The sequence below is a fragment of the Streptomyces sp. NPDC001822 genome (assembly GCF_042892135.1).
GTDB lineage: Bacteria > Actinomycetota > Actinomycetes > Streptomycetales > Streptomycetaceae > Streptomyces.
In genome coordinates this window covers 73,032-96,222 of the sequence record NZ_JBIATW010000019.1, presented here as the reverse complement: position 1 = coordinate 96,222, position 23,191 = coordinate 73,032, and the positions used below count along the sequence as shown (strand labels likewise).

General features: G+C 68.6%; 22 protein-coding genes. 18 read left to right on the top strand and 4 right to left on the bottom strand.

All coding sequences use genetic code 11. The features are described 5' to 3' along the window. Positions 1-238: 238 nt before the first annotated feature. Complete coding sequence (locus ACFYY2_RS31470; RefSeq protein ID WP_388749320.1) at positions 239-424, top strand: hypothetical protein; 186 nt, start codon at positions 239-241, stop codon at positions 422-424. Positions 425-548: 124 nt separating this feature from the next. Next, positions 549-752 carry a hypothetical protein gene (locus ACFYY2_RS31465; RefSeq protein WP_388749318.1) on the top strand — a complete coding sequence of 68 codons (204 nt, stop codon included), beginning with the start codon at positions 549-551 and terminating at the stop codon, positions 750-752. A gap of 81 nt (positions 753-833) precedes the next feature. Here ACFYY2_RS31465 and ACFYY2_RS31460 read toward each other — a convergent pair whose 3' ends face one another. Then, a complete protein-coding gene (locus ACFYY2_RS31460; RefSeq protein WP_388749316.1) occupies positions 834-3,842 on the bottom strand; it encodes a hypothetical protein in 3,009 nt (1,002 codons plus the stop codon). 262 nt (positions 3,843-4,104) lie between these two features. Here ACFYY2_RS31460 and ACFYY2_RS31455 point away from each other — a divergent pair, with 262 nt between their 5' ends. The 3 genes from ACFYY2_RS31455 (at position 4,105) to ACFYY2_RS31445 (ending at position 6,460) form a co-directional block, all read left to right on the top strand. Next, positions 4,105-4,287 (top strand): hypothetical protein, encoded by a 183-nt coding sequence (locus ACFYY2_RS31455; RefSeq protein ID WP_388749314.1) that lies wholly within the window; start codon positions 4,105-4,107, stop codon positions 4,285-4,287. A gap of 492 nt (positions 4,288-4,779) precedes the next feature. Beyond that, entirely contained in the window at positions 4,780-5,319 is a 540-nt protein-coding gene (locus ACFYY2_RS31450; protein WP_388749312.1) for a hypothetical protein, read from the top strand. 205 nt (positions 5,320-5,524) lie between these two features. Then, positions 5,525-6,460 (top strand): transposase family protein, encoded by a 936-nt coding sequence (locus tag ACFYY2_RS31445; RefSeq protein ID WP_388749310.1) that lies wholly within the window; start codon positions 5,525-5,527, stop codon positions 6,458-6,460. Between the two features lie 114 nt (positions 6,461-6,574). On the opposite strand, the gene ACFYY2_RS31440 is transcribed toward ACFYY2_RS31445, so the two are convergent. Beyond that, positions 6,575-7,057 (bottom strand): hypothetical protein, encoded by a 483-nt coding sequence (locus ACFYY2_RS31440; protein ID WP_388749308.1) that lies wholly within the window; start codon positions 7,055-7,057, stop codon positions 6,575-6,577. 110 nt (positions 7,058-7,167) lie between these two features. On the opposite strand from ACFYY2_RS31440, the gene ACFYY2_RS31435 reads away from it, so the two are divergent. After that, on the top strand, positions 7,168-7,935 hold the full coding sequence (locus tag ACFYY2_RS31435; RefSeq protein WP_388749306.1) for a transposase: 768 nt from the start codon (positions 7,168-7,170) through the stop codon (positions 7,933-7,935). A gap of 182 nt (positions 7,936-8,117) precedes the next feature. Here the strand turns inward: ACFYY2_RS31435 and ACFYY2_RS31430 are convergent, their stop codons facing one another. After that, entirely contained in the window at positions 8,118-8,858 is a 741-nt protein-coding gene (locus ACFYY2_RS31430; RefSeq protein WP_388749304.1) for a class I SAM-dependent methyltransferase, read from the bottom strand. Positions 8,859-9,025: 167 nt separating this feature from the next. Between ACFYY2_RS31430 and ACFYY2_RS31425 the strand changes: the two genes are divergently transcribed. The 3 genes from ACFYY2_RS31425 (at position 9,026) to ACFYY2_RS31415 (ending at position 11,779) form a co-directional block, all read left to right on the top strand. After that, positions 9,026-9,805: a hypothetical protein gene (locus tag ACFYY2_RS31425; protein ID WP_388749302.1), complete on the top strand. Its 780-nt coding sequence runs from the start codon at positions 9,026-9,028 to the stop codon at positions 9,803-9,805. A gap of 402 nt (positions 9,806-10,207) precedes the next feature. Beyond that, the gene (locus tag ACFYY2_RS31420) at positions 10,208-10,483 is read left to right on the top strand and encodes a hypothetical protein (protein ID WP_388749300.1); all 276 of its coding nucleotides are present in this window, start codon (positions 10,208-10,210) and stop codon (positions 10,481-10,483) included. 102 nt (positions 10,484-10,585) lie between these two features. Then, positions 10,586-11,779, top strand: coding sequence for a DNA cytosine methyltransferase (locus ACFYY2_RS31415; RefSeq protein WP_388749298.1), 1,194 nt, complete (start codon positions 10,586-10,588; stop codon positions 11,777-11,779). Positions 11,780-11,892: 113 nt separating this feature from the next. Here the strand turns inward: ACFYY2_RS31415 and ACFYY2_RS31410 are convergent, their stop codons facing one another. Next, complete coding sequence (locus tag ACFYY2_RS31410; RefSeq protein ID WP_331730877.1) at positions 11,893-12,045, bottom strand: hypothetical protein; 153 nt, start codon at positions 12,043-12,045, stop codon at positions 11,893-11,895. A 417-nt stretch (positions 12,046-12,462) separates the two neighbouring features. Here ACFYY2_RS31410 and ACFYY2_RS31405 point away from each other — a divergent pair, with 417 nt between their 5' ends. The 9 genes from ACFYY2_RS31405 (at position 12,463) to ACFYY2_RS31365 (ending at position 22,969) form a co-directional block, all read left to right on the top strand. Beyond that, a complete protein-coding gene (locus ACFYY2_RS31405) occupies positions 12,463-13,065 on the top strand; it encodes a hypothetical protein (protein ID WP_388749296.1) in 603 nt (200 codons plus the stop codon). Between the two features lie 1,011 nt (positions 13,066-14,076). Next, positions 14,077-14,940, top strand: coding sequence for a conjugal transfer protein (locus tag ACFYY2_RS31400; protein ID WP_388749294.1), 864 nt, complete (start codon positions 14,077-14,079; stop codon positions 14,938-14,940). Next, a complete protein-coding gene (locus tag ACFYY2_RS31395) occupies positions 14,937-15,251 on the top strand; it encodes a hypothetical protein (RefSeq protein WP_388749292.1) in 315 nt (104 codons plus the stop codon). Before ACFYY2_RS31400 ends, ACFYY2_RS31395 begins: the two co-directional genes overlap by 4 nt. Next, entirely contained in the window at positions 15,248-15,799 is a 552-nt protein-coding gene (locus ACFYY2_RS31390) for a hypothetical protein (protein WP_388749290.1), read from the top strand. The genes ACFYY2_RS31395 and ACFYY2_RS31390 overlap by 4 nt, the downstream gene beginning before the upstream one ends. After that, the gene (locus ACFYY2_RS31385; RefSeq protein WP_388749288.1) at positions 15,799-18,438 is read left to right on the top strand and encodes an ATP-binding protein; all 2,640 of its coding nucleotides are present in this window, start codon (positions 15,799-15,801) and stop codon (positions 18,436-18,438) included. The genes ACFYY2_RS31390 and ACFYY2_RS31385 overlap by 1 nt, the downstream gene beginning before the upstream one ends. Next, on the top strand, positions 18,425-18,628 hold the full coding sequence (locus tag ACFYY2_RS31380) for a hypothetical protein (RefSeq protein ID WP_388749286.1): 204 nt from the start codon (positions 18,425-18,427) through the stop codon (positions 18,626-18,628). The genes ACFYY2_RS31385 and ACFYY2_RS31380 overlap by 14 nt, the downstream gene beginning before the upstream one ends. Beyond that, complete coding sequence (locus tag ACFYY2_RS31375) at positions 18,625-21,198, top strand: hypothetical protein (RefSeq protein WP_388749284.1); 2,574 nt, start codon at positions 18,625-18,627, stop codon at positions 21,196-21,198. Before ACFYY2_RS31380 ends, ACFYY2_RS31375 begins: the two co-directional genes overlap by 4 nt. After that, positions 21,195-22,325, top strand: a complete 1,131-nt coding sequence (locus tag ACFYY2_RS31370; RefSeq protein WP_388749282.1) for an NlpC/P60 family protein — start codon at positions 21,195-21,197, stop codon at positions 22,323-22,325. The genes ACFYY2_RS31375 and ACFYY2_RS31370 overlap by 4 nt, the downstream gene beginning before the upstream one ends. Next, the gene (locus ACFYY2_RS31365; protein ID WP_388749280.1) at positions 22,322-22,969 is read left to right on the top strand and encodes a hypothetical protein; all 648 of its coding nucleotides are present in this window, start codon (positions 22,322-22,324) and stop codon (positions 22,967-22,969) included. The genes ACFYY2_RS31370 and ACFYY2_RS31365 overlap by 4 nt, the downstream gene beginning before the upstream one ends. Positions 22,970-23,191: the final 222 nt, after the last annotated feature.

Below are 23,191 nucleotides of genomic sequence, written 5' to 3'. Positions count from 1 at the left end.
CAGGCTTCCCGGCCCGCAGCTGAGCGCACTACCCCGGCACAGCTGCGCCGGGGGCAGCCATGCCAACCGCCTACGCACGGCCCGACTCGCTCGATAGGCCGCTTCTGCCCGCCGGTGGGGCGTGAACCCACGGAATGCCCCACCGGCCCCCAGCACAGTCCAGCACTGACAAGCCGCACACCCCGGCCAGGCGCGTGCGGTCCGTCGTGCCCTCACCCAACGGATGGAAGTCCCCAGCATGAGCATCGAGACCCGCGAGTTCATCATCGTCGGCAAGAACACCGACGCCAGCTACACCCTGTGGGACGTCATGCCCGCCGGCGCCGTCCTGGGCGGCCTGCGCCGCGCCACGGCCCCGGACACCCAACCCCCGGCTCCGCCCGTGCCCGCGGCCCCGACGGCCGCCGCCTCCCGCACCCGCTGATCCACTCGTACCGCTTGAGGAGTGCGCCCTGCCCGACAGCCCCGGCTGAGCGCCCCTTCCTTGGCCACCACCGCGCCGCCCCCCTCCGCATCGCACGACCTCTCCGATGTCACCAAGAACGCCGGTGGCTGCTGCTCGAGAGGTTCGGTCGCCGGCGTTCCTGGCCCGCACGGAGCGCTACCAGGCACTGATGATCGAGGCCATCGACAGGCTGGGCCTGGCTCGCATCGACGCGGGTGGCGGACAGTCCGCCGAGGAACTGGCTGACACTGTGCTCGCGGCAGTCGACGCGCAGACCGCGCTGGGACGGTCATCCACCGGCCGGTGACCATTCATGACTGCTCACCTACGGTGCATCCCGGCGCCAAGCGTCCCACCAGCTCATATTGAAACGATCAGTCAGTGCAGATCACTCAAGGTCTTGCCATGACCAGGGGTCAGCTGGGCGTCCATCCGGTTCCCGCCCGGACCTGAACCGCGTTCCGTGGTCACCGAACCTGATGAACGAATCGAAGCATCCTGAGCCCGGAAGCCTCTCGGTCAAAACCGCAATGTGTTCTCCTGCCCTTGCCGCCTTGAGCGCGGGCAGCACCACCTCCAACAGACGAGGCACGGTGTGCCGGTTGTCGAGGGCGGCGTCCGCGGCGGCCCGTTTAGCCAGGGTTGTGACCTGCTCATGGGCCTTGACCTTTCCAAGTGCCTCCAGCAACTCACGTACGGTGTGCGGGTTGTCGAGGGCGGCGTCCGCGGCGACCCGTTTAGCCAGGGTTCTGACCTGCTCGTGCGCGCCGGCGTCATGCAACCAGTTCAGCAGTACGGCCACGTTGTGAAGGTCGCCGAGGGTGACGTGAGTGGCGGCCCGGTCGGCGAGAAGCGTGGCTTGATCCTGTGCCCCCATCTCTTTGAGTCTGTGCAGCAGGATGGTTAGGGCGCCCGGGTCATCGAGGGCGACGTGCGCGGCTGGGGTGCGGGCCATCAATACAGCGATTTCTTCTTGCGCCCCGGCAGAGCGCAGTCCGGCCAGCAGGATGGACACGGATTGTGGGTCGTCGAGGGCGACGTGCGCGGCGGGTTTACGGGCCAACAACGTCGCAACCTGTTCGCGCGCCCCGGCCTCCTGCAGCGCTCCCAGCAGGCGACCTACGGTGAGCGGCCCTACGAGGGTGATATGCGCGGCTGCCCATGTGGCCAGGTCTGCGACCTGCTCGTGCGCCCCGGCCTTGCGCAGACTGTTCATCAGTACGGCGACGGCGCCCGGGCTGTTGAGGGAGGCGTGCGCGGCGGGTTTGCGGGCCAACAGGGTGGCAACCTGTTCTTGCGTCCCGAAATCCAGCAGCGCGTCCAGCAGCCAAGCAATGGTGTACGGCTCGTCGAGGGCGGCCGTCGTCGCGATGCGATCGGTCAGGACCCTGATCTGCTCCTCTGCCTCAAGTTCCTGCAGCCTCACCAGCACCTCGGGCATGGTGAACGGCGCTAGTGGGTCGTTGAGGGCCGCCGTCGTTGCGATGCGATCGATCAGGACCGTGATCTGCTCCTTTGCAGCGACTTTCACCAGTATGTCCAACAGTTCGCACACGTCGCCCAGGGCGTCGAGAGCGACCTGCGACGCAGGATCGCGGGCCAGCAGCATCGCCACCTGGTCGTGGGCCCCCACCACCCGCAGGGTCTCCAACAGCGTGGCCACGGCGCCCGGGGTGTCGAGGGCGGCGTGGGCGGAGGCCCGTTTCGCTAGGTCTGTAACCAGTTCCCGTGCCCCGAATCTCCACAGGATGATCAGCACCCCAGCGGTGGCATAGGGGCGGTCGACAGCGACATGGGCAGCCGCCCATTCGGCGGGGCGCTGGTCGGCGGGATGTAGGTCGTGGAGGCTGCGGACTAGGTCCGTCGGGGCAAACGATGCGCCATGGACGGTGGCATGCTTGTGGAGTTGCGCAGCGTCCCGGTAGAGGCCGCGAGCCCGAGCGGCGTCCCCGAGTACGGCCAGATCGGCGCGATGGGCGTGGGCGGCGGCGGCAGTCCAGAAGTCGATGGGTGGGATCTGCTCCGCTCGTTCCCGGCGCCCTTTCTGCTCTAGGTAATCAGCCAGCCGGTACAGCGGTCCCTGAACAGCAGAGGCGTCCTCGGTTCGGTTTGCTCTGGGGGTGCGCTGATTGCGGGAGCTGCCGGCTTTGACGGGGGTGAGGATGCCGGGGACGCCATTGCACGGCTTCGTGGCGTAGTCAAGGGCCTGTTCCAACCAATCTTCGCCGATATGGTCCCACTCGGTTTCCGTGAGGTAGCCGGGAGCGGCCTGAGTCAGCCAGGCCAGAGGGATCCGTGGTCCGGCGCCAAGTCGGCGGGCGTCCATCGCCGCGTGGATGAGTGCCTTCGTCGCGGGTGGGGCGGCATTCTGATAGCGGTTCAGGAGGACTGGAACTCCGGCCAGGTACTGGGTGATCTGACCGTCCGTGGCATGCGCGGCGGCCTCACCGAGCCGGGGGTCACGGTCGACGGTGCCGTGCAGCGCGGTCAGGTCGGCTGCTGTGAAGGCATCCGGAACGCCGATTCGATGTCCGTCCAGCAACTCCCGGGCCTGGGGGTGCAACTCCCGGCCGGCGCGGGCTGTCAGAGCGTCCCAGTAGTTGGGCCAGAGGGTGGCCAGCACCAGCACGGGGCCCCGCCTGCGGTCCCGCAGCAGGGTGCGCAGTTCCGCTGCAACCTGTTCCCCGAGCCGGTCCGCGGTCAGATAGAACTGCGCCTCGTTCAGCCACACGACCGTGTGCGGGGCGAGGTCCGCGAGGTCGGCCAGGACAGCGTCGGGGCGGGTAGGGGCGATGGGATGCCACAGCCTCCACGGCTCGTTGCTCTCACGCAACGGGGCGAGGGCCTCCCAGCAGGTGCGGGTCTTCCCGGTGGAGGAGCCGCCCACCAGCACCGCGATCTGGCTGGCCCCGCCGGCGGCCTGGGCCACCACCTCGGCGAGCACACGGTCGTGCTCACGCGGCACATACGCCGGCAGCATCGGCAGGCCAGTAACCGGGGAGGCGATCGAGCGGTGCACCTCCAGGTAGAACGGATCAACCACTTCCGACAAGGGCAGTCCCGGCCGTATCCCTTCCAGGGCCGTCCGACCGTGCCCCGCTAGGACCGCCGTGCTTGTGACTTCTGCACGTCGGCGGGCCTCGGCCTCGTAGGCACGGCGCCACGTCTGAGGATCCAGGAATGCTGCCGCGGGCTCGCCGGCCTGTCCCACGCGGTCGGCCCGTGCCTGAACTGCCCGCACCAGAGCTAGGAGGGGATCAATAACTTGGGGGAACTGTTTTTTGCGCAGCCAGTTCCCGATCGTGGTCGGCGCAACCCCTGCGACTCTGGCCAGTTCGCGGTGCGACGGTTGGCCCTGCAGAGGACCGGCGTGGAACGCCTCCAGTTCGGCGAGCATCGCAGCGAAACCAGAATCCTGCGCCCTCTGTCCGCTCATCACAGCGCCCCCTGACACTCACGGTACCCCCGGGCGTGGCGTGTCCACCCTGGCCGTGGACGCCGGTGGACACGCACCGTCCCGTGGCGTGAAACCCTAACGCCACCAGCGGGTTTGCTCAGCCGCGATCAGATTCCTGTGGGACGGACGGTTGGACAGGCAGCGTCGTGCACATCAAGTACGGCCCGCCCGGGCCGTCACTGTCCATCGGGGAGTTCCGGCGATGAGCCCGCTACAAATCCTTGCCCTGCTGCTTGCCCTGTCCACCGCCCTCAACCTTGCGATCGCCGCAAGCCTGCTGGCCCGGCGTTCTGGCGCCGGCGTCTGTCAGGCGATCCTTACCGGCGCGGGCACCGCGGCCACCGGTCTGGGCATCTATTTCGCTGCTGTCGCCGCCTACAGATGACCAGGCATACCCCTGGCTTGACAGACACTCCGTCACGTCGCGCATTCAGCGGCCACGTTGTCATACCGTCAGCCGGCCATCCTCCCGTCCTCGGCGGCTTCCTGCCGGGGCAGGGCGACCTCCGCGTATCGGGTACGGGGCTTGCGGGGCCGGGCACCATGGATGCCGCGTCGGCGAGGGCGAGGTGGGAGTTCATGTCCAGCTCTCGAGGCAGAGGGGAGGTCGGGGTCGGCATCCAAGTTGCTACGCGGTCGTGGCGAACTGAGTCCGAATGACGTCCACCGCTGGTGCGGTCAACGGATCCGAAGCCTCCGCAACGCGGGACCGGCACCGAAGCCAGGGCCCGAGTCACCACATACGACAGCATCGACGCCGAGCACATAATTAGGGGCTGTGTACGTCCAAGCCACCAGAGTCCATGTGACGTTCCGCAAGTCCGCGTGACCCGAATTCCCCTGGATACCAGGCGGAGGTGTCCCGGATACTTGCCTGATGACCAATCAGGCTCCACGCTACGGTGAACAAGTGATCAAGGCTGACTCGGTTCTGGCCGATATGGATGAGGAAAACCGCGATGAGTTCGGGAGCCCCGTCCACGGCAACGCGACCCGCCTCAACCACCTCCGCGGCCTGATCACCGCCCAGTCGGTCGAGATCGACACCGTGCTCCAAGACGTCCTGCACGTGATTGCGCCGGGCGCACTGGATAAGAGGAAAAAGTGGACAGCTGGCCAACTGCATCACGAGGTAGTGGCCTCGCTGGCGGCGGCCGAGGACAGCGACGCTGCCAGGCAGCTCGACCTCATTGACAAGGCGGTCAAGCGCCGGAACACCTCGGCGCACGGATCCCTGGACGTCATTGTCATGCTCGACAAGGCTCCGCAATACCCCGGAGACTCCGGGGGTACTCGCTACGACGTCGCCTTCCTGAACGGTGAGCAGGTGACGGATGCTGACCTGCTCGCCGATCTCGCCTTGCAGCAGGAGGCGCTCCGGGCCGCAGTGCAGATCTGGATTGACCTGCACAGATGAACGTCCCGGACGAGTGCCGCGCGACTCCGTCATCAGGCACCACCCACCGGGATGCGCCCATGGCGAAGAGGAGCGACCCCGCCTTGCGAGGCACGGCACCGACCACCCGAGCTGAGGGCAGCGAGATCCCAAAGAGACGGACAGCTTACGAGCTCGTGCACGGTTAGCGGTGGGACGTCGAGCTCGGATCGGCGATCATGGCTGCGTGGTGGGGAACGTGACGCGCAGAGCGATCATCAGCGACAGGAGGATCACGGGCTTGTCGGCCGCTGTGATCGCTGAACTCGTTGCCGAGATGGGCCCGTTGTGGCATGAGCAGCACCAGGCCAGGCTTGCGTCCCGGTCGCGGAAGCGTGCGGTGGGCGCTGGTGCGAAGCACCGCATGGTCTTCGTCGACCGGCTCTTGGCCACGCTGGTGCACCTTCGCCATGGGGTTACTCATGATGTGCTGGCCTGCTGGTTCGGTGTGGACCGCTCGACTGTCACCCGGGCGATCGGCGAGGTGCGGCCCCTGCTCGCGGCGCGGGGATGCACCGTCAGCCCCGACGTGCGGCTGCGAACCCTGGCCGAGGTCGTGGAGCATCTCGGCCAGGCCGGGAAGACCGGCATCATCGACGGCACCGAGATCCCTGTCCGCCGCCCGGCCGTCGGCCGCAAGGACCGGGACAAGTTCATCTCCGGCAAGAACAAGCAGAACGCCGTGAAGGCCATGGTCTTCACCGACGGGGACGGGCGACTGCTGTTCTGCAGCCCGACCAGACCCGGAAGCTGCGCGGACATCACCCACGCCCGCGAGTTAGGGCTGGTCAAGCTCCTGGCCGACGGGCCACTAGTCGAGATCCTTGCCGATGCCGGCTACCAAGGACTCGGAGCACAGACCGGCGGGCGCGTCGTGACGCCACCGCACCGCAAGTTCAAAAAGAATGCCCCGGACTGGTACGAGGAGATGCACGAGCGCCAGCGCAAGGCCCACTCCTCACGCCGCATCCGGGTAGAACACGGCATCGCCCACCTGAAGAACTCGCGGGCGCTGGCCCGTCACCTTGGCCACCGCGAGCACATGGACGACACCGTCCAAGCCATCGCCGGCCTACTGTCCCAGCAACAGACCGCAGACCGGATCCCGGCTCGGCAGACGTGAGCACCAAGGCCCCACCGACGCCACCGACGTCCCACCGCTAACCGTGCACGAGCTCGTAAGGCTTGTCCCGTAAGTGGGCAGAGTGATCAACAGCCCCAGGGTGACGGCGCCGTCTCACACGGCTGACCGCTGAAGGGTTTCTCGCCACTCGTCCATCACATCGCGGGACTCGTCCAGGGCAGGATCGCGCGTTGCGCCGGGTGCGTAGGCCGGGGACCGGTCGGCGCGGAGCGGCACATGAGCGCAGTACCAGGCCCGCTTGGCGCCTGCTTGCTCCGCGTCCGTGCCCGTCCGTAGATAGTCGAGCAAGGAGGTCATGACCCGACGGCGTCCGAAGGCGTAGACCGTGGGCTCGACGAACCAGAGGCAGAAGCTGGGGTCCGGGTCGTAGACGGCTGCGGCCATCAACGGGGCGAAGAACTCTTCGGGTAGGTAGGCGCGTTCGAGCAATGGCTTGCGCACCGCATGCGCCAGGTACCGTGCGCGGCGTGCTTCCGGCACGTCGGTCGCGCTCCCGAGATCGATCAGGCGCGCCACCTCGACGGCACATGTCAGGAAGGAGCGTGCACCTGCTTCGTTGTGCTCTTCGTCGGCCATGGCGGCATTCTGGACTGACTCAGGTCAAGAGGGTACGGGGCCGATTGTGGCCGCGATGCGGGCGACGACGTGCCGCTCGACTACCACTCCCAGGGTGAAACGATCATGCTGTGGCTGGTGTGATCACGGCGTCGGTGCCGTCCTGGATAGAGCCCTTCACCGGGCTGAGCTCGCGCTGCTTCAACAAGTTGGTCGCTTCTGTGCGGCGCGAGCAAGCCGTGGGTCAGCAGTGGGGCCGGCCTTGGAGTCTGTCGCTGGAAGACCGTGTCCTGCTGGTGACGGCGTACTGGCGCACCAACTTGACGATGCGCCAGATTGCTCCGCTGTTCGGCATCTCGAAGTCAGCGGCGGACCGGGTCATCGATATCCTCGGGCCGCTGCTCGCGCTCCAGACAAGGAAGCGGTTCCGCAAGGGCACCGTGCTCATCGTCGACGGGACCCTGGTGCCCACCCGCGACCACACGGTGGCCGAGCAGTCGAAGATCTATCGCTACTCAACGGCCCATCAGGTGGTCATCGACGCCGACACCCGCCTGGTCGTCGTGGTCGGCCGACCCCTGCCGGGTAACCGGCACGACTCCCGCGGCTGGGAGGAATCCGGCGCTAAGGCCGCCGTCGGCAACACGATGACCATCGCCGACGGCGGCTACCAGGGCACCGGACTGGTCGTCCCGCACCGCCGCCGCAAAGGCGAAGGACTCCCGGCTTGGAGGGAGGAACACAACCGCTCCCACAAGCAAGTCAGGGCCCGAGTCGAGCACACCTTCGCCCGCATGAAGGGCTGGAAGATCCTGCGTGACTGCCGGCTCAAAGGCGACGGAGTCCACCACGCCATCCTCGGCATCGCACGCCTGCACAACCTCGCCCTCGCCGGATAGGCCAACAAGTAGTTGGACAGCCACCCCTGCCCTCGCCAGGTCCAAGATCAGTTACGGGACAAGCCTTAGCCGGTCTAACCGTGTTGCTCTGGTTAACGACCCGAGACCCTCGCGGCATAGACCAAGTCCCACCGCAGAAGGCATGAATCTGCCCGAATAGGGAGTCGGTAGTCCGCCAGTTCTTAAAGGTCCGCGACGAGAAGTCGGTAGCCAACGTCTAGCGTCTCACGGTCGAGCAGGTCAGCATGGCGCTCGTGCCACAGGCCGGAAGACAGGTCGCTGGACAGCCGGGTCAGGCCCAGGCGGAGGACCTCCTCGCCGGTTTGGGCGAGCATCGAGATGCCGGCTCGCACTTCCGGATCGAGGTATGCCTCGGGTCGGCGCCAGAAAGCAGCACCGAATCCGTCAGTGCAGTCGTACGGGATCGGAACTGTCTCGATGTGAGCGTCTCCCAGCAGCGTAACCAATCGATCGATCGGAACAGCACGTGTGTCGTCGAACGTGGCCACCTCGGGCAGGTACTCGTCCAGCAGCCAGAACTTGCGAAAGATAGCCTGGTCCCACGTGAAGATGATGACGCGCTGCCGCGCGATCCGAAGGAGTTCCCCGATGCCGGCTTCCAGGTTCGTCCAGTGGTGCACGGTCAGTAGGGCCATCGCCGCGTCGGCCGAGTCGTCGGCGATGGGGATCAACTCCGCGGATGCCTGCAGGGCACGCGCAGATCCGGCCGGACGCTGGGCGATCATCACTGCACTGGGTTCAACCGCCAGCACCGTTTGCGGTGGTTCGTAGGAGCCAGTACCAGCACCGACGTTGACGACAGTGCTGGCATCGCCGAGCGCCTCGTGGATCTTGACACCGATCCGGCTGTCGGGTCGTCGCGTGTGATTGTAGGTCGCGCCGATGCGGTCATAGGTCGTCACGACGGACAGTATGCCTCGCCACTTACCACCTACCGTTTCTGATGAACCATCCACAAGTGTTGACAATTTCTCCTTGTGGTATGACGCGGGGTCAGGGACGCCGTCGGTCGTTCATCGGTTCTGACCAACTGGCTTCGCTTGTCAGACCGCAGCTCTAGTCTGATGGGGTGACCTCAGAAGGCGGCAAGCTCTCCAAAGAAGAGGCGGCACTCTCCGTCGAAGAGACCGTCCTCGGCCAAACGGCCTGGTTCCTTCATGATCAAGGAGACGTTCAAGCAGCGGCTCTTCTCCTGGACGTCGAGGGGATCGAGTGGTCTCCCGGCAACAGGTTTGGCGACTGGATGGATGCCCGCCTCCTCGTCCCGGGGTGGCTGATGGAACGGTTCGCCGAAGACATTCTTGCGCGGATCCGAGACGCTCTCTTGCCGATTGCTGAGCGGAACGGAGTAGAAGCACATTCTGTCTATGTCGGTCCAGCGCTTCCAGACGTGGGTTCGGACTGGAGGCAGGACCTGCAAGGTCGGCTCACGTCCGATACCTCGACAAACCATGCCGCGCGGGTCACCGATCCGAAGCCCGAATTGCGACGCGACGGATTCGTCTTTGATTCCCGCGAGGAACTACGGGCCTATGAGGCGCTCAAGCGAGCTCAGGCCGCCCTCCCCGCCGACGCCACCATCTCGATCTTTCCCTTGCCCCTGGGCCGTGTGGGTGTCGGCAACACATGGACGCCAGACTTCCTAGTCGTTCGCGAGGGCAGGGCCGGCCTGATCGAGGTCGACGGGCCTCATCACCGCGGCCGACTGGCAGCTGACGGAACTCGGGATCGACATTGGCGGAACAGCGGATTCGTTCACATAGAGCGAATCCTGGTGGAGGAAACCGCTCAGGACTCAGAGCTGGACGCACTAGTCCGGACCTTCCTCAAACGGCTGCGGACCCATTAGCCGGCCCCGGAGTCACCCCTACTGCCTTGTTCTCGGGAAATGTGTCCCTTCTGTCCCTGATGAGCGGCCGTAATCAGCGCCGCCCGCGCGGAAGCGGGCGGTGAACCCTGCCCGCGGGGGCCGTCCTCTGCGGTGGAGGATTCAGTGGGGTGACTCCAAGCGCGGCGTCCCGCGCTGCCAGGGCCTCGTCGCGTTCGGCGACCGCCTCGGACCGCTCCGTCGCCAGCTGTTCGATCATGACCGCGTAGGTGCCCGGACCGAGTTCTGCCGCGGGGCCCACGACGAGCAAGGTGGCGCTCCCACGTGCCGCGGCGAGGCCGCGTGCACGCAGCCCGCTCGCAAGGGGCAGTCGCGGCGGTCTGTGCGCACGCTGTTCGAGGGCGTGCAGCTGCCGAGGCCTGGGTGAGCGACGTGGCGGCGGAGGGGGCGCGGCTTGAGCGTGGTGCCCTGTCGGGTATCCGCCGGGCGGTGTACCAGGAGGCCGGACCGGGTTACCCGCACGGGGTCGGATTCGTCACGGCTGCTCCCACGGGTGCCCAGGACAAGCAGCGTGGCGGTTTCGAGGATGTCTGGTCGGCGGTCACCGGCCGGTCGGGGACGTGGCGGAGGCCGTTGCGCGGGGCGCGTCCGGCGCAGCAGTTGGGGTTCGCCGGGCCGGTGGCTTCGGAGTGGGTGTGATCACCCCCTTCACATTGCCTTGATTGTGCTAGGATTTTTTACGTCAGGCGGGGTTGGCCCCTCGTCTGCGTCCCGAACCGCTTCCGACAAGGAGCTCACGTGGTGAGTGGCATTACTTCGACGCATCTGTTCGCGGGAGGGCTCGGAGATTTGGTGGGCTTCGCGGCCGCCGGGTTCGACCCGCGGTTCGCCGCGAACCACGCGGCTCCCGCGATCGCCACGCTGCGCAGGAACTTCCCCACCGTGGCCTACGAGCAGTGCGACATCAACAACCTCGACTTCCGGCGCATCCCGCGAACCCAGGTGTGCTTCGGATCGCCGATCTGCAAGGAGGCCGCTCCGGCCGGGCGCAACTCCACCAAGAGCCAGCAGCCGACTGCCAGCCGTGAGCCCGGTGAGGGCGGCCCGGCCCCGGCCCCGGCATGGTCGCGGACCAGGGCGACGGCGTGGGATCTGATCCGGGCTCACGAGGTGCACGACTACGACATGGTCTGCGGCGAGAACGTGCCGGACTTCGCGACGCGGTGGGTTCCGTTCGAGGCCCGGCTCAACGTGTGGAGGGCCATGGGCATGGTGCCTCACATTGTGTCCTTCAACGCCGCACACATCTCCGGCCCCGGCAACGAGGCGGCGCCGCAGTACCGCGACCGCATCGTGTTCGTCTTCCTCAAGGAGGGGCTGCCCGCACCTGACCTCCAGGTGCGCCCCGCGTGCTGGTGCACCGAGTGCGGACCGGTCGAGGGGGTGCAGGTCTGGAGCAAGAGGTTCGACGAGCCGGGAATTCGCAAGGTGGGGGTCTACGGCAAGCAGTACCGGTACGCCTGCCCCGCCGTCCGGTGCGGCAGGCGCGTCGAGCCGGTCACCCAGCCGATCCGCGGCCACATCGATCTCGATGTGCCCGGCCGCCGCTTCGGCGCGGGCAAGCCCAACCGTAAGAAGTTCGCTCCCTACGCGGAGGAGACCCGCCGCAAGGTTGCCATCGGGCTGCAGCGGTTCGGGGACGAGCCGTTCCTGGTCGTGCTGCGCAACCACTGCACCGTGCAGTCCCTCGACGAGCCGATCGGCGCGATCACCGCCGAGGGCAATCACCACATGCTCGTGAGGCCCGGCTCCACGGTCGATGAGTGCGAGGTCAGCATGATCAGCCTGCGCACCAAGGCGCGCGCCCAGCGCTTCCCCGACAGCCACATTTTCGAGGGCACCACCGGCGCCGACCTGACCCGCCTGGTCGGAAACGCCGTACCCGTCAACGCCGCCACGTGGTTCGGTCAGCGCCTGATGCCCAGCCTGAACTGACCAGCCGCAAGCCGCCGCACCCCGACCCTCCCGCTGGAGGGTCGGGACCGCGGCGGCTTGCCCTTCAGGCGGACACGAGGCCCGTGATGCCCCGGGGCGGGCAGGGCGGCGTGTCACTGCCGCACGATCCAGACCAGGGTGGCGATCGCTGCGGCCGCGACGATCGGCTCGGTCAGCGAGGGGTGGACCGCGGCCACGTAGAAGGTGCCGGCCGCAGCAAGGAGAACGAGCAGCAGGTGCTGCGTGTCGAGGGGACGCTGATTCATGAGGGGGTCTCCGGTCGTGAGCGCACGGAACCAAGGCCGGGCGCGGAGGGGAAGGTCTCGCCGTCGGGCGGGGAAGCTCTGCGGTCAGACCAACAGAGGGGAAAGGGGGCATTCAAGAGCTCCGGCTGTGGCGAATGGATCGCCACAGCGGCGCCACACCCACTCTGCTCCGGGCGTCAGTTAGCAGTGCAAGCCCCAACCCCGTGCTCCCGCGCCACGCCTGCGAGTACATCTGCCACCGGCCAGAGCGTTCCTGACGCCCCGAATGCGGGAAGTCCGGCTGTTCGCGGCGCGGCCGGCTACCCGCCATTCCCGTAAATGCTGTACGGTTATTCATGTCACACCGTTGGTCGCGGTGCGCACCCAAACCCGATCCCGCTCAGGCCCGCATCGCGTAGGCCGTTGAAGGAGACTCACATGATCCGCGCCGGCCGCACTCCCGTGGGCACCGCCGATGTAGCCAAGCTCCTGGGGCGCAAGACTCTGCCCGCCGCCCTGGCCAGGACGCTGCCCGCCCCGATCAGTCGCCCCGGCGCAAGGACCAGCATCTGGGACCTCGAGCAGGTGGAGGCACACCTGGCCGGCCGGGAGATCCCCACGATCGCCGAGGCCGAGTCGGCCGACGATCTGCTGGACCGGGAGGAGGCCCGCCTTCAGCTGCAGAACGTCATCAAGCCGACAGCCTGGAACTCTTACATCGACCACGGCTTCGCCCCCAGCCCCGATCAGAAGGTGTGCGGGGTGTCCCACTGGCGGCGCAGCACAATCCTCGAGTGGGACGCCAACCGTCCCGGGGAAGGAGCTGGCGGTGGCCGCCCGAAGGGCAGCAAGGACACCAAGCCCCGCAACCGCGTAGTCGACGCCCGCCTGGCGCGCGCCGATGCCCGGAAGGAGCGTGTGCGCAAGATGCTGCAGGACGCCGGCGCACAGCTGACACCGGCCGAGGTCGCCGCCGCTGAGGACATCTCGGAGCGGCAGGCCTACCGACTGCTCGACGAGGCCCGGGCCGCAGCCGAGTAGTCGGTCTCGAGGACCGGTCCCCCGGCTGCGGTCGTCGCTTTCGGTGACTGCACAGCGAGGTGCGTACAGCGGGTCTCACCCTGCGCACCGACCTCGTCTGCCTGGATCGGCCCGTTTCACCGTGCCGCCTGCCCAGTGCGCAGCCGTTCCGGGAGGTATGTGAAGGGGGCGCCGCACACGCGACTCGGCGGGTGCGCAGTGGTTCCGCGCCGCTCTTGGGGACGCGCGGCGCAGACTGCGCAGTGCGACAGGGCTCGGTAGCCCAGCGACGGATGCGCACTCGGATGGACGTCTGTGACAGGGCGTCGGCCGGGGGCTGTGCGCAGGCGGCGAGGCACATCGAGCAAGGGGTGGTGAGTTCTGCTCACGACGGGGCGAGCTCCTGCCGGTCGCGCCGCCGGCTGGCACGAGCGTCTGGCTCGTGTTGAGGAGCCCGCTGCCCGTGGTGAGTTCTCTGGCATCCCGTGGTGAGTTTCCCGGCGTCCCGGTGAGTTCTCTGGCATCCCGTGGTGAGTTTCCCGGCGTCCCGTGGTGAGTTTCTTCGCGCGCCCATTCAGCGTGGTGAGTTCCGCGTCGAGCCGTGGTGAGTTGTGCAGCCGCGGCTCCGCCCCTCGTCCGTACTCCCGGTCCTCCTCGGCGTCTCAGAAGCGGCGATTGGGGCTCTGACCAGGCATGGTGAGTGGCGGGCCGAACTCACCACAGGGTGCAGAAACTCACCACGGGCGGCGTGCTTCAACCGTGATTTCAACCGGGTTGTCGTGGTGAGCTTTCCGGTGAGTGGTGCCGGGTTCCTTGGAGACAAGATCTGACCGCTTCTCTCCTTGGAGCCCCGGCATGACCGCAGGAACCTCTCGAAGGCCCGCCCCCGCGGCGTCTTCCCCTCCCCCGCTTCGCCCGTCCGTGCCGCCCGCGAGTTCCTTGCGGGAGGCGAAGCGACGCGTCTCCCTGGCACGGATCGGGGTCTGGACAGCACTCGCCGCCGGACCCGTTGCGCTGGTTGTCGCCTGCGCAATGCCCCGCACGGTCGTAGCCGCTGCGCAGCCCACGGCCGTCGCCGCGGCCCCGGTGCGCACCGCCGATCCATCCGGTGTGGCTGCGCTGTTCTGTGATCTGTGGCTGCGCAGTGATGACGCAGCGCCGGACAGCCAGACGGCCCGCATGGTCCACACGCTGGCCCCCGACGTGGCACTGCCCTCTCACACCGGCGCGGTGAGTGCGCAGCCGGTTCAGTCCGTGATGGCGGTGCGCAGCGAGCGTCTGGGGGGTGATCGCTGGTCGGTGGTGGTCGCTGCGCAGTTCACCGTCCGTGACGAGGATGCCGGTGCTGCTGAGTCCGGGAAGGCCTCGCGGGCGGTGAAGTACTTCGCCGTTCCGGTGGTCGCGAAGGAGTCTGCGAGTGGGGCAGGTGTGTTCCGGGTGACGGCTCCCCCGGCGCGGGTTGCCGGTCCGGTGCTGGCGGCGTCCGGTGCCTCACGGTTCGAGAACCGGCTTCCGGCCGACAGCGAGCTGGTCGCCTCGCTCGGTGAGTTCTTCGGGGCCTACCTCGCGGGGGTTGGTGAAGTGGACCGGTACCTGTCCCCGGATACGGAGCTCGCGGCGGTAGCGGATGCCGGATACACCGCGGTCCGGGTCGAGGACGTCTCAGCCGACTCTGAGATGGCCGCCGGCCCGGTGCCTGAGGACGGGACGAGCGTTCGGGTGCAGGCGCGGGTGACCGCTCTGGCCGCGAAGGCGGAGCAGTGGCCGCTGGCCTACGAGCTGACGATGACCGCCCGGTCCGGACGGTGGGAAGTCACCGCCCTGCACGCCGGAGCCGACCCGACAGCCAAGCCGTCCGCTGAGAACTCCGCTGCTGCCGGCGGTGAGGAGCAGTGAGCCGATCTCTCGTGCTGGCCGGAAAACTCGATTCGCTCGGTGACTCGTGGCTGGGGACGCTGGAGGACTGGGGTGACAAGGGTCTGAAGGTGGCGTTGATCGCCATCGTCGTCATCACTGTCGTCCGGAAGGTCTCCCTCAAGGCGGGCATCGGGGCCCTGATCGGTCTCGTCCTCGCGCTGGGCATCTACAACTCGCGGGATTCGCTGGCGAACATCTTCGAGGACGAGGTCAACAACCCCGCCAACTCGCAGCCCCCGGCCGTCGTCGTGGTCACCGACCAGGCCCCCACCCCTGGTGGTGTCCTGTGAGCGCCGCGACGGCGGACCGGCAGCGGGTGGCCCGGGTCTACACGGCTGCGCGTCGGCATCCGTGGGTGCTGGGCAAGCTCGGTGACTGGGTCATCTGGTTCGGCCCGTACACGCCCGCGCAGCTGGCGGTGCTCGGCGGCGGAGCCCTGCTGCTGGTCAAGACGTTCTCGTGGTGGTCGTGGCTTGGCCCGGTGCCGGTGGTGCTGTGGCTGGTCGCCGTATGGGCGGTGCGCGGGGCGAAGATCAACGGGCGCTCCCCTATGACGGCTGCCATGGGCTGGCTGAGCCTGCTGGTCCGCCACCCTGCGGGACGCATCGCCGGGCGGGTGGCCCGTGACCGTTCGTCCACGCTGCTCTCCGGAACGTTCATGGTCGAGCCCGCGGCGGACGAGGTTGCCCGCCTCGCCCCTGACGCCGCTCCGGTCACGGCGGCACGGCGCCGTACGAAGGCGAAGAGGAAGCCGTCCGCGCGGGCCCGGGCGGCGCGGCCGGTGCCGGTCACCGGCCTGGCAGGGCTGCTTGCCGGGGCACAGACGGGGAGGTCCTGATGCGGATTCCGTTCCGGCATGTAGCGGGGCATCTGGTCTGGTCGGTGTCGGGCACCGTGTGGGCGATCTGGCGCGTGGCCCCGGTTGGCGGCCGCTACGTGGCGCCGCAGGTCCGCGACGAGTTGTTGAGCCGTGTCACGTCACTGGTGCGGTCTCTGGCCGGGGCACCACGCCTGTTCGGGCTGGCGGCCCGGGTCGATCCGGGTGAGGTCGCCGAGCAGATGGTTGAGGGTGTCGACTGGCAGCGCCTGCCGGCTTGGGCGGAGACGACCGCGGCTGCTCTGGATCTGCTGGCCGGTCAGGAGATGCACCGGCGCACCCTGTGGCTGGCCGTCCCGTTGACGTCGCCGGGGCGCAGGTTCGATCTGGCGGCGAACGGGTCGGCGATGTGGTCGGAGCTGTCGGGTGCGCTGGGGTTGGACCCGGTGCCGGTTGCTGCGGACGAGGTCACCGAGTTCACCGAGCGGGCGGACCGTGTGCAGGCCGCCCTCGGTGGCGGTCTGTCGCTGCGGCCGGCCCGCCCGGCGGAGGTTGTGTGGATGCTTCAGCACGCGGTGCATCGAGGTCTGGAGGAGCCGCTGCTCGCCGACGCCGAGGAGTCCTCCCTCTACGGCAGCCGGCTGCAGGGTGATGAGCTCCGCTCCCCCTCGTACGCCGACCTGGGCCAGGTCCGCCTCGCAGAAGGCGGCCGCCCCACCCCAGATCGGGGCGACACCCGCAAGCAGGAGAAGAAGGGGAAGGGGAGCCGCTCCGGTAAGGGCGGGGCGTCGTGGTGGCGTAGGGATGGTTCTTCCCCGTTGGCGCGCCGGTGGCTGGAGGTGGAGTGCGAGGCGGGGACCGGCTACCAGGCGCACCTGGCGCTGGCGGAGTTTCCCGCGGTGCAGGCGCTGGAGTCCGCGGATCTCCTGGCGCAGTTGGAGTCGCTGGACTTCCCTGTCGACTTCACCGTCGACATGCAGGTGGTCCCGTCCGAGCGGGCGCGTGAGCAGGTGCGGCGGAAGAAGAAGGAGTTGCTGGACCAGGCCGAGCAGTACGGTGCTCAGCCCACCGGCATGCCGCATTCGCTGCCGGAGGCGGCCGGGGCCTTGGCTGAGCAGGACGCCAGGCTGTCCCGGTCGAGCGTTGAGGTCGAGGTCCAGTCCGTCACCGTCCTGACCGTGTGGGGGCCGGATCCGGTGGTGTGTGATGCCAGGGCCCGGGCCTTGGTGGCGCTGCTGTCGGGTGGGGACTACCGGGCGGTGCGCCCGCACGGCATGCAGGAAGCACTCTTCGCCCTGGGCCTGCCGGGATCCGTGTGCCCGGCTGCGGTGCGGGAGTTCACGCAGCATCAGCTGTCGGAGGACTGGGCCGCAGGCGGTGCGTTCACGAACACCCGGGTCGGGGACCCGAGCGGGATGATGATCGGCGTTGACCTGGACTGCGGGACTATCCGCCCTGTCCTGATCAACCTCGCGGATGCCCCGCAGCGCAACGCGAGCGCCTCGATGGGCATCGTCGGGGACCTCGGCGGCGGCAAGAGTGTGCTGGAGAAGCTGCTCGTGGCCGCGGTCGCCGACCGGGGCGGGCGGGCCATCGTCATCGACCGCACCCCGATCCGGGAGTGGGCGACGTTCGCGCAGTCCGCCGCCGTGGGCAGGTGTGAGGTCATCGACGCGGCGAAGGCCCAGCTGTCCATCGATCCGCTGCGCGTGTTCGGCGGGCCCGTCGGCGCGCACTACGCCTTGTCCTACCTCACGCTGCAGCTCGGTGTCGGACCGATGTCCGCGTCCGGTGCGGTGCTGCACCACGCGGTCGAAGAGGCCGCCGCCGGCCCGGATCCCTCCATGGCATCGGTCCTGCGGGCCCTGCGCGCTCTGGCGTCGAGCAGCTCGCCCGGCTCCAGCCGCCGCGACGCGGCAACGACCATGTCCGAGCTGCTGTCGATCGTGAGCTCGAACCCGCTGGCGGGCATGGTCTTCGACCCGGACCTGCCCCCGGTCACGCTGGACGGAGATCTCAGCGCGGACATGGTCGTCATGACGACCACCGGTCTCACACTGCCGCCGCGTGAGGCGTTCGCCGACATGGAAGTGCTGCGCCAACAGCCGCTGGAGGCTCTGATCGGCCGGGCGGTGCTCTACCTGATCGCGGCCATCGCCCGCCAGGCCGCGTTCAGCGACCCGTCCCGGTTTTGCACCGTGGCGATGGACGAGGCGTACTGGCTGACCAGCAGCGCCGAAGGCAGCGCCCTGGTCCACGAGATCCTCCACGACGGCCGTAAGCACGGCGCCGGCTGCATCCTGGCCGCCCACGACGCCGACGAACTCGGCAAAGACTCCGGGCTCCTCGCCTACAAGGCCCTGGCCCGCACCAGCGACCAGACCCGCGCCCGCAAAGGCCTCGCGTTCCTGGGCCTGGACAGCGAGGACGAGGACCTCCTCCGCATGGTCACCACCGGACTGTCCCCCGTCGGCCAGAAAGGCCGCGAAGGCGAGATGCTCCTGCGCGACCCACGCATGCAAGTCGGCCGCATCAAGGTCCACGTGCCACCGGTCCCCCGCATCGAGAAGGCCATCTACACCACGCCCGCGACCGCCGCTCCTTCCGCGCGGACGACGAGTGCCCCCACCGTCGAGGAGGTCCACCGTGCGGACGTCTAAGGCCGACCGGCTGGCGCTGCTGTTCCTCGTCATCGTCCCGCTCCTGAGTCTGCTCGCGCCGTCCTGGACAACGCTTGCTTCAGCCGTCGAGCACCACGTGCTGCCCGAGCATGCCTGTGTGCAGGCGCCCGTTCCCGGACTGGTGTACTGCCCGGCATCGTCTGCTCGCCAGAGCGGGGGGCATCAGTGACGTCTCTGACTGCCGCCACCATTGGTGGGTGGGTCCGCAGGTGGGCCCCGCAGCGCGGCACTGTGCGCCAGGCGCTGTACGTAGGCCTGCTCGTCGTCGTGTTCCTCGGAGTGAATGCCTCGGTCGCGCACGCGGCGACCGGAGGCAACGACTCGGCCGACCTCCTCGCGCCACTGAATATCCGGTCCTCCGAGGGGATCCCGATCAACGGGTACGAGCTGTCCGCGAACGGCGGGTCGATCGTGTCCCTGAAGTCGCAGGCCCTGGCGTTCGTGCTGTCCGGCCTGTTCACGATCATCCGGGTGTTCGTCGGCTTGGCCTGCTGGGCTGTCGAGTTCGCGTTCCGCTTCCCCCTGCTGCACATGCTGGCCGGTCCCGCGCAGAAGGTGTCGGACGCCTACGAGAGCGCAGTCGTCGACACTCTCGGTCTCAAGGGGCGGCTGCTGTCGTGGGCGTTCGTGTTCGGACTGGTCATGGTCATGCGCGGCATGGTCGGCAAGGGGCTCGGCGAGATCGTGCTCACCTTGCTGATCGCCGCGTTCGCCGCGTCGGCGTTCGTGCGCCCCGACTACCTCCTGGCCGAACAGGGCCCCCTGGTGGCGACGCACGAGGGTGCTGCGGAGGTCGCGCTGCTGACGGTGAACTCCTACAGCTGGGGCGGGAAGGTCGCCAGTGCGGAGCCGTGCGCGAGCCTGGTGGGCGGTGCTGAGCTGAAGTGTCTCGAGCGTGAGAGGGCGAAGCCGGTCTCGGCGACCGAGGTGGCCCGGCCGATTCAGGAGTCGGTGACCAACGCGCTGGTCGTGAAGCCGTACATGCTGCTGCAGTGGGGCAGGATCCTGGACCCGGCCAAGGCCTCCGACAGGAAGGCCTACGCCATCCATCTGCGGCTCGTCTCCGGCAACTACCTGACCGGTCAGGACGGCAAGGACGACCCGTGCGAGGCGATCGACGGTCCGGCTGGTGAGTTCTGTGAGAGCCCCGGTCACAAGCGGGACGCGGTGCTGCCGCCGCTCACCCCGGGCAACGCGCTGCTGAAGACTCCCAGCCCGGTTCTGACCGAGGAGGACCAGCAGCTGGCCGCCGCGCTCACCGACATGGAGAAGGCGGGGCCGGTCGGCAAGGCAGCCGCCGAGTATGCGAAGAAGCCGACGTGGTGGCGGGCCGGCGGCGCGGTGCTGCTGCTGATCGCCGCGCTGCTGATCTGCGCGATGCTGCTGTCCGCTGTCATCGTGCTGCTGGGCACCCAGGCCGCCGACGTCGCGGCCGCCGCCGGCGGTGTCGTCGCCTTCGTCCTGGGCATGCTCCCCGGCCCCAGCCGCCAGGCCGTGTGGAAGTGGCTGGCCGTCTTCGCGATCAGCATGCTGTCCACCTTCGGGATCTGTATGTTCATCCCGTTCTTCGGGATCGCCGTGGACGCGATCCTCACCAACGGCCCGGACCTGATGATCGAGCGGATCCTGCTCCTGGACGTCATGGCCCTGGTCGGACTCGCCTTCCACCGCAGGCTCCTGACCGGTATCACCTCCTTCGGGAACCGCATGGCCATGCGCATGCGCTACGCGAAGATCGGCGGCTCGCACCTGCCCGGCGACTCCTCCGAGATCGGTGCCGCGCTCGCCATGAACCTGGGCGGACAGGCAGGCGCAGGCCTCGGCATGGGCCTGCTCGGCCGCCCGAGCGCTGGCGCCCACATGCTCGGAATGCGCCACGGACTGCTGAACAGCGTGGCCGCAATGGCCGACGGCGCGGGCCAGCCCATCGACGGCAGCCGGCTGCTCGGCGAAGCGGCCGCCGAAGGCAGTCGCGGAATGGCCCCGATGATGCTCGGCCTGGCCGGAGGCCGCCTCGCTCTGCGCGGCGCCTACGGAGCCCTGATCGGCCGCCGCCCGCAGGAGGAAGACGAGTCCGTGAAGCTGTTGCGGCTCATCGCCAAGGGAGGCCCACAAGGCACTACGGAGGCCTCGGCCGGCACGGGTGGAACCGGGGACACCATGCGCGTCCACAAGGTCACCGGCGAAATTCTGCCCGACCAGCCGACCGAACCTGAGCAGCCCCTGGCCGGGACCCGCCTTCACGAAAAGGCGATGCGGTTCCGTGGATACCGGATCGCCAGCCGCACCGCCCGCGTCGGATACGGGGCAACGCTCGGCGCACCCCGCAACGTCAAGGCCGGTGCACGTGCTGCAACTGCGGTCACCCGTGATGCCCACACGCAGTTGCGGGCCGCGGCCAGTCAGGTCCGTGAGGACGCCGGTGAGTGGGCTTCGGCCGGGCGGGCCACCGCTGCGGGCATCGACCACGTCTCGCAGAAGGCTGCCGCCACGTGGCAGGCCCACGACCCCACCGCGCCGGTACGCACCGCGGCGCGCAACGCCGCCGCCACAGCGATCATCGCCACAGGTCAGACCAGCCCCTCGACGACGCCGACGGGTCCGGGCGCTGGCAACACCTCGGCCACACGGCAGGAGGATGCGGCTGTCGACGCGCGCCGCCGTGTCTTCGACGCACTGATGCGCGCGCAGCGCACCGGGTGGGACAACGAGCCCTCGTGGGGCCGTGATCCGGAGTGAAGGCCTGGAAGAAGGCGAGTCTCCTCGGTGTGCTGCTGGTGGTGTGTGCGGTGAGCTGCGTCGCCCCGATGAACTCGATGATCTCCGCCGCCACCACGATGAGCGAGGACCAGGGCGAGGACGTCGGCGGATCGGCCCCGGGGATCCCGGAGCGGATGCTCGCCGCGTACAAGAACGCGGTCGTCGCGGTGCGGGATGTGGCGCCCCGGTGTCGGGGCATGCGGTGGCAGATCCTCGCCGGGATCGCGCGGATCGAGTCCAACCACGCCGGCGGGCACAGCATCGGCGCTACCGGGGACATCAGCCCGCACATCCTGGGCCCGGCGCTGAACGGGTCCGGTGTCGGGGGGAACACCAGCGTCTTCCCCGACACCGACGACGGCGCATGGGATGGCGACCCGGTGTACGAGCGGGCTGTGGGCCCTTTCCAGTTCCTGCCTCAGACGTTCCGCGGGTACGGCGAGGACGCCAACGGTGACGGAGTCATCGACCCGCACAACGCGGACGATGCCGCACTGACGGCAGCCTCCTACCTCTGTGGGGAGGGCCGGAACCTCAAGGACGAAGCCCAGCTGAAGAGGGCGATCTTCGTCTACAACCACTCCGACGCCTACGTCGCCGACGTGCTGAGCTGGATCCACCGATACGACGAAGCCTCCGCCGGAGCAGGTGAGATCGGCCAGGCCACCGGCACCGCCCGCACCGTTCTGTCCGCCGCCCTCGCCCAGAAGGGCATCGCGTACTCCTGGGGCGGCGGCAACGCCAAGGGCCCCTCTCGCGGGGTGTGCTGCTCACCCGGCGGCCAGGACGGGCGCACCGTCATCGGCTTCGACTGCTCCGGGCTGACCCTGTACGCGTTCGGCCGGGCCGGTGTGAGGCTGCCGCGCACGGCCGCCGAGCAGGCGGGGGTCGGCAGGCGGATCCCCGCCTCCGCCGGCGTGGGCGCGCTCGAGCCGGGCGACCTCGTGTTCTACGGCTACGTCCCCACCCGCAACAGCACCATCCACCATGTCGGGATCTACCTCGGAAACGGCCAGATGATCAACGCCCCCAAGCCCGGAACCAGGGTCCGTGTCGAATCCGTGAGCTCCATGGCCGACTACGCCGGAGGAGCTCGGATCCTGTGACTCATCCACCCGCCCCGCAAGGCAGCCGCACACTGCTGGCCGTCGCTGGCACGCTCGCCGCGACCGGCTGCGCCCTGGTCTTCTACGCCATGCCCGCGCACCACGAAGCCGGTGCGCCACGCACGACTCCGTCCCCCGCGTCGGCGACCCGCGTTGCAGCACTTCCCAGCGCTGATGCGACATCGCCGGTCACCGCCGGGCCGTCGACCAGTTCCCGCGCAGTCGAATCAGTGCCTGTTGTGCCGCCCTCCGCACCAGCGAGCGCGCGGGCCCTGCCGGAGCCGGGAGCAGGCCCGCGCGCCGACCCTCTCGTCCAGGACGCCCTGGAACAAGCACTCCCCTCCGACCTCGCGCCGGCCGACGAAGCGCAGCTGACCGTCTTGGGACGCGCGGTGTGGATGGCCGAGCTCACCGGCGCGGGCCGGTCCAAGTGGCCCGACTACTTCCCGGACTCGCCCTCGGCTGCCGTGTACTCCCGGGTTCGAATCCAGGCGCTGATCGCGCGCCGCGACAACAACCACCCGGCCGACGCCGTGGTGCACCTCGTCTGGGCGGGAGCCGACCCAGCCGGGACCTTCATGGACGGACGCACCGCGACCCTCCGATTCACCCGGCAAGCCGGAGCTTGGGCGCCCGTGCGGTGACCTCCCAACGAAGCGAGAGCCTGCGCCTCCGCAGTAAGCCAGCGGATGCGCAGCCGTGGTGAGTTTGCGCGACGGCTCCCCTGTTCTTGTTTCCGGGGACGTGTGCTCCCCGAGTGCTGCATCCCGTGACATGCGCCCTGACCAGGGATGGTGAGTGGCCAACTGGCCGCTACGCACTCACCACGAGCGCTGTTCCTCAACCGTGATTTCAACCGGGTGGCC

Bases quoted from the DNA above. Each gene is read 5' to 3' on its own strand.
- ACFYY2_RS31470 (WP_388749320.1), top strand. From the start codon at position 239: ATGAGCATCGAGACCCGCGAGTTCATCATCGTCGGCAAGAACACCGAC.
- ACFYY2_RS31460 (WP_388749316.1), bottom strand. From the start codon at position 3,842: ATGCTCGCCGAACTGGAGGCGTTCCACGCCGGTCCTCTGCAGGGCCAA.
- ACFYY2_RS31455 (WP_388749314.1), top strand. From the start codon at position 4,105: ATGAGCCCGCTACAAATCCTTGCCCTGCTGCTTGCCCTGTCCACCGCC.
- ACFYY2_RS31450 (WP_388749312.1), top strand. From the start codon at position 4,780: ATGACCAATCAGGCTCCACGCTACGGTGAACAAGTGATCAAGGCTGAC.
- ACFYY2_RS31440 (WP_388749308.1), bottom strand. From the start codon at position 7,057: ATGGCCGACGAAGAGCACAACGAAGCAGGTGCACGCTCCTTCCTGACA.
- ACFYY2_RS31410 (WP_331730877.1), bottom strand. From the start codon at position 12,045: ATGAATCAGCGTCCCCTCGACACGCAGCACCTGCTGCTCGTTCTCCTT.
- ACFYY2_RS31405 (WP_388749296.1), top strand. From the start codon at position 12,463: ATGATCCGCGCCGGCCGCACTCCCGTGGGCACCGCCGATGTAGCCAAG.
- ACFYY2_RS31400 (WP_388749294.1), top strand. From the start codon at position 14,077: ATGCCCCGCACGGTCGTAGCCGCTGCGCAGCCCACGGCCGTCGCCGCG.
- ACFYY2_RS31385 (WP_388749288.1), top strand. From the start codon at position 15,799: ATGCGGATTCCGTTCCGGCATGTAGCGGGGCATCTGGTCTGGTCGGTG.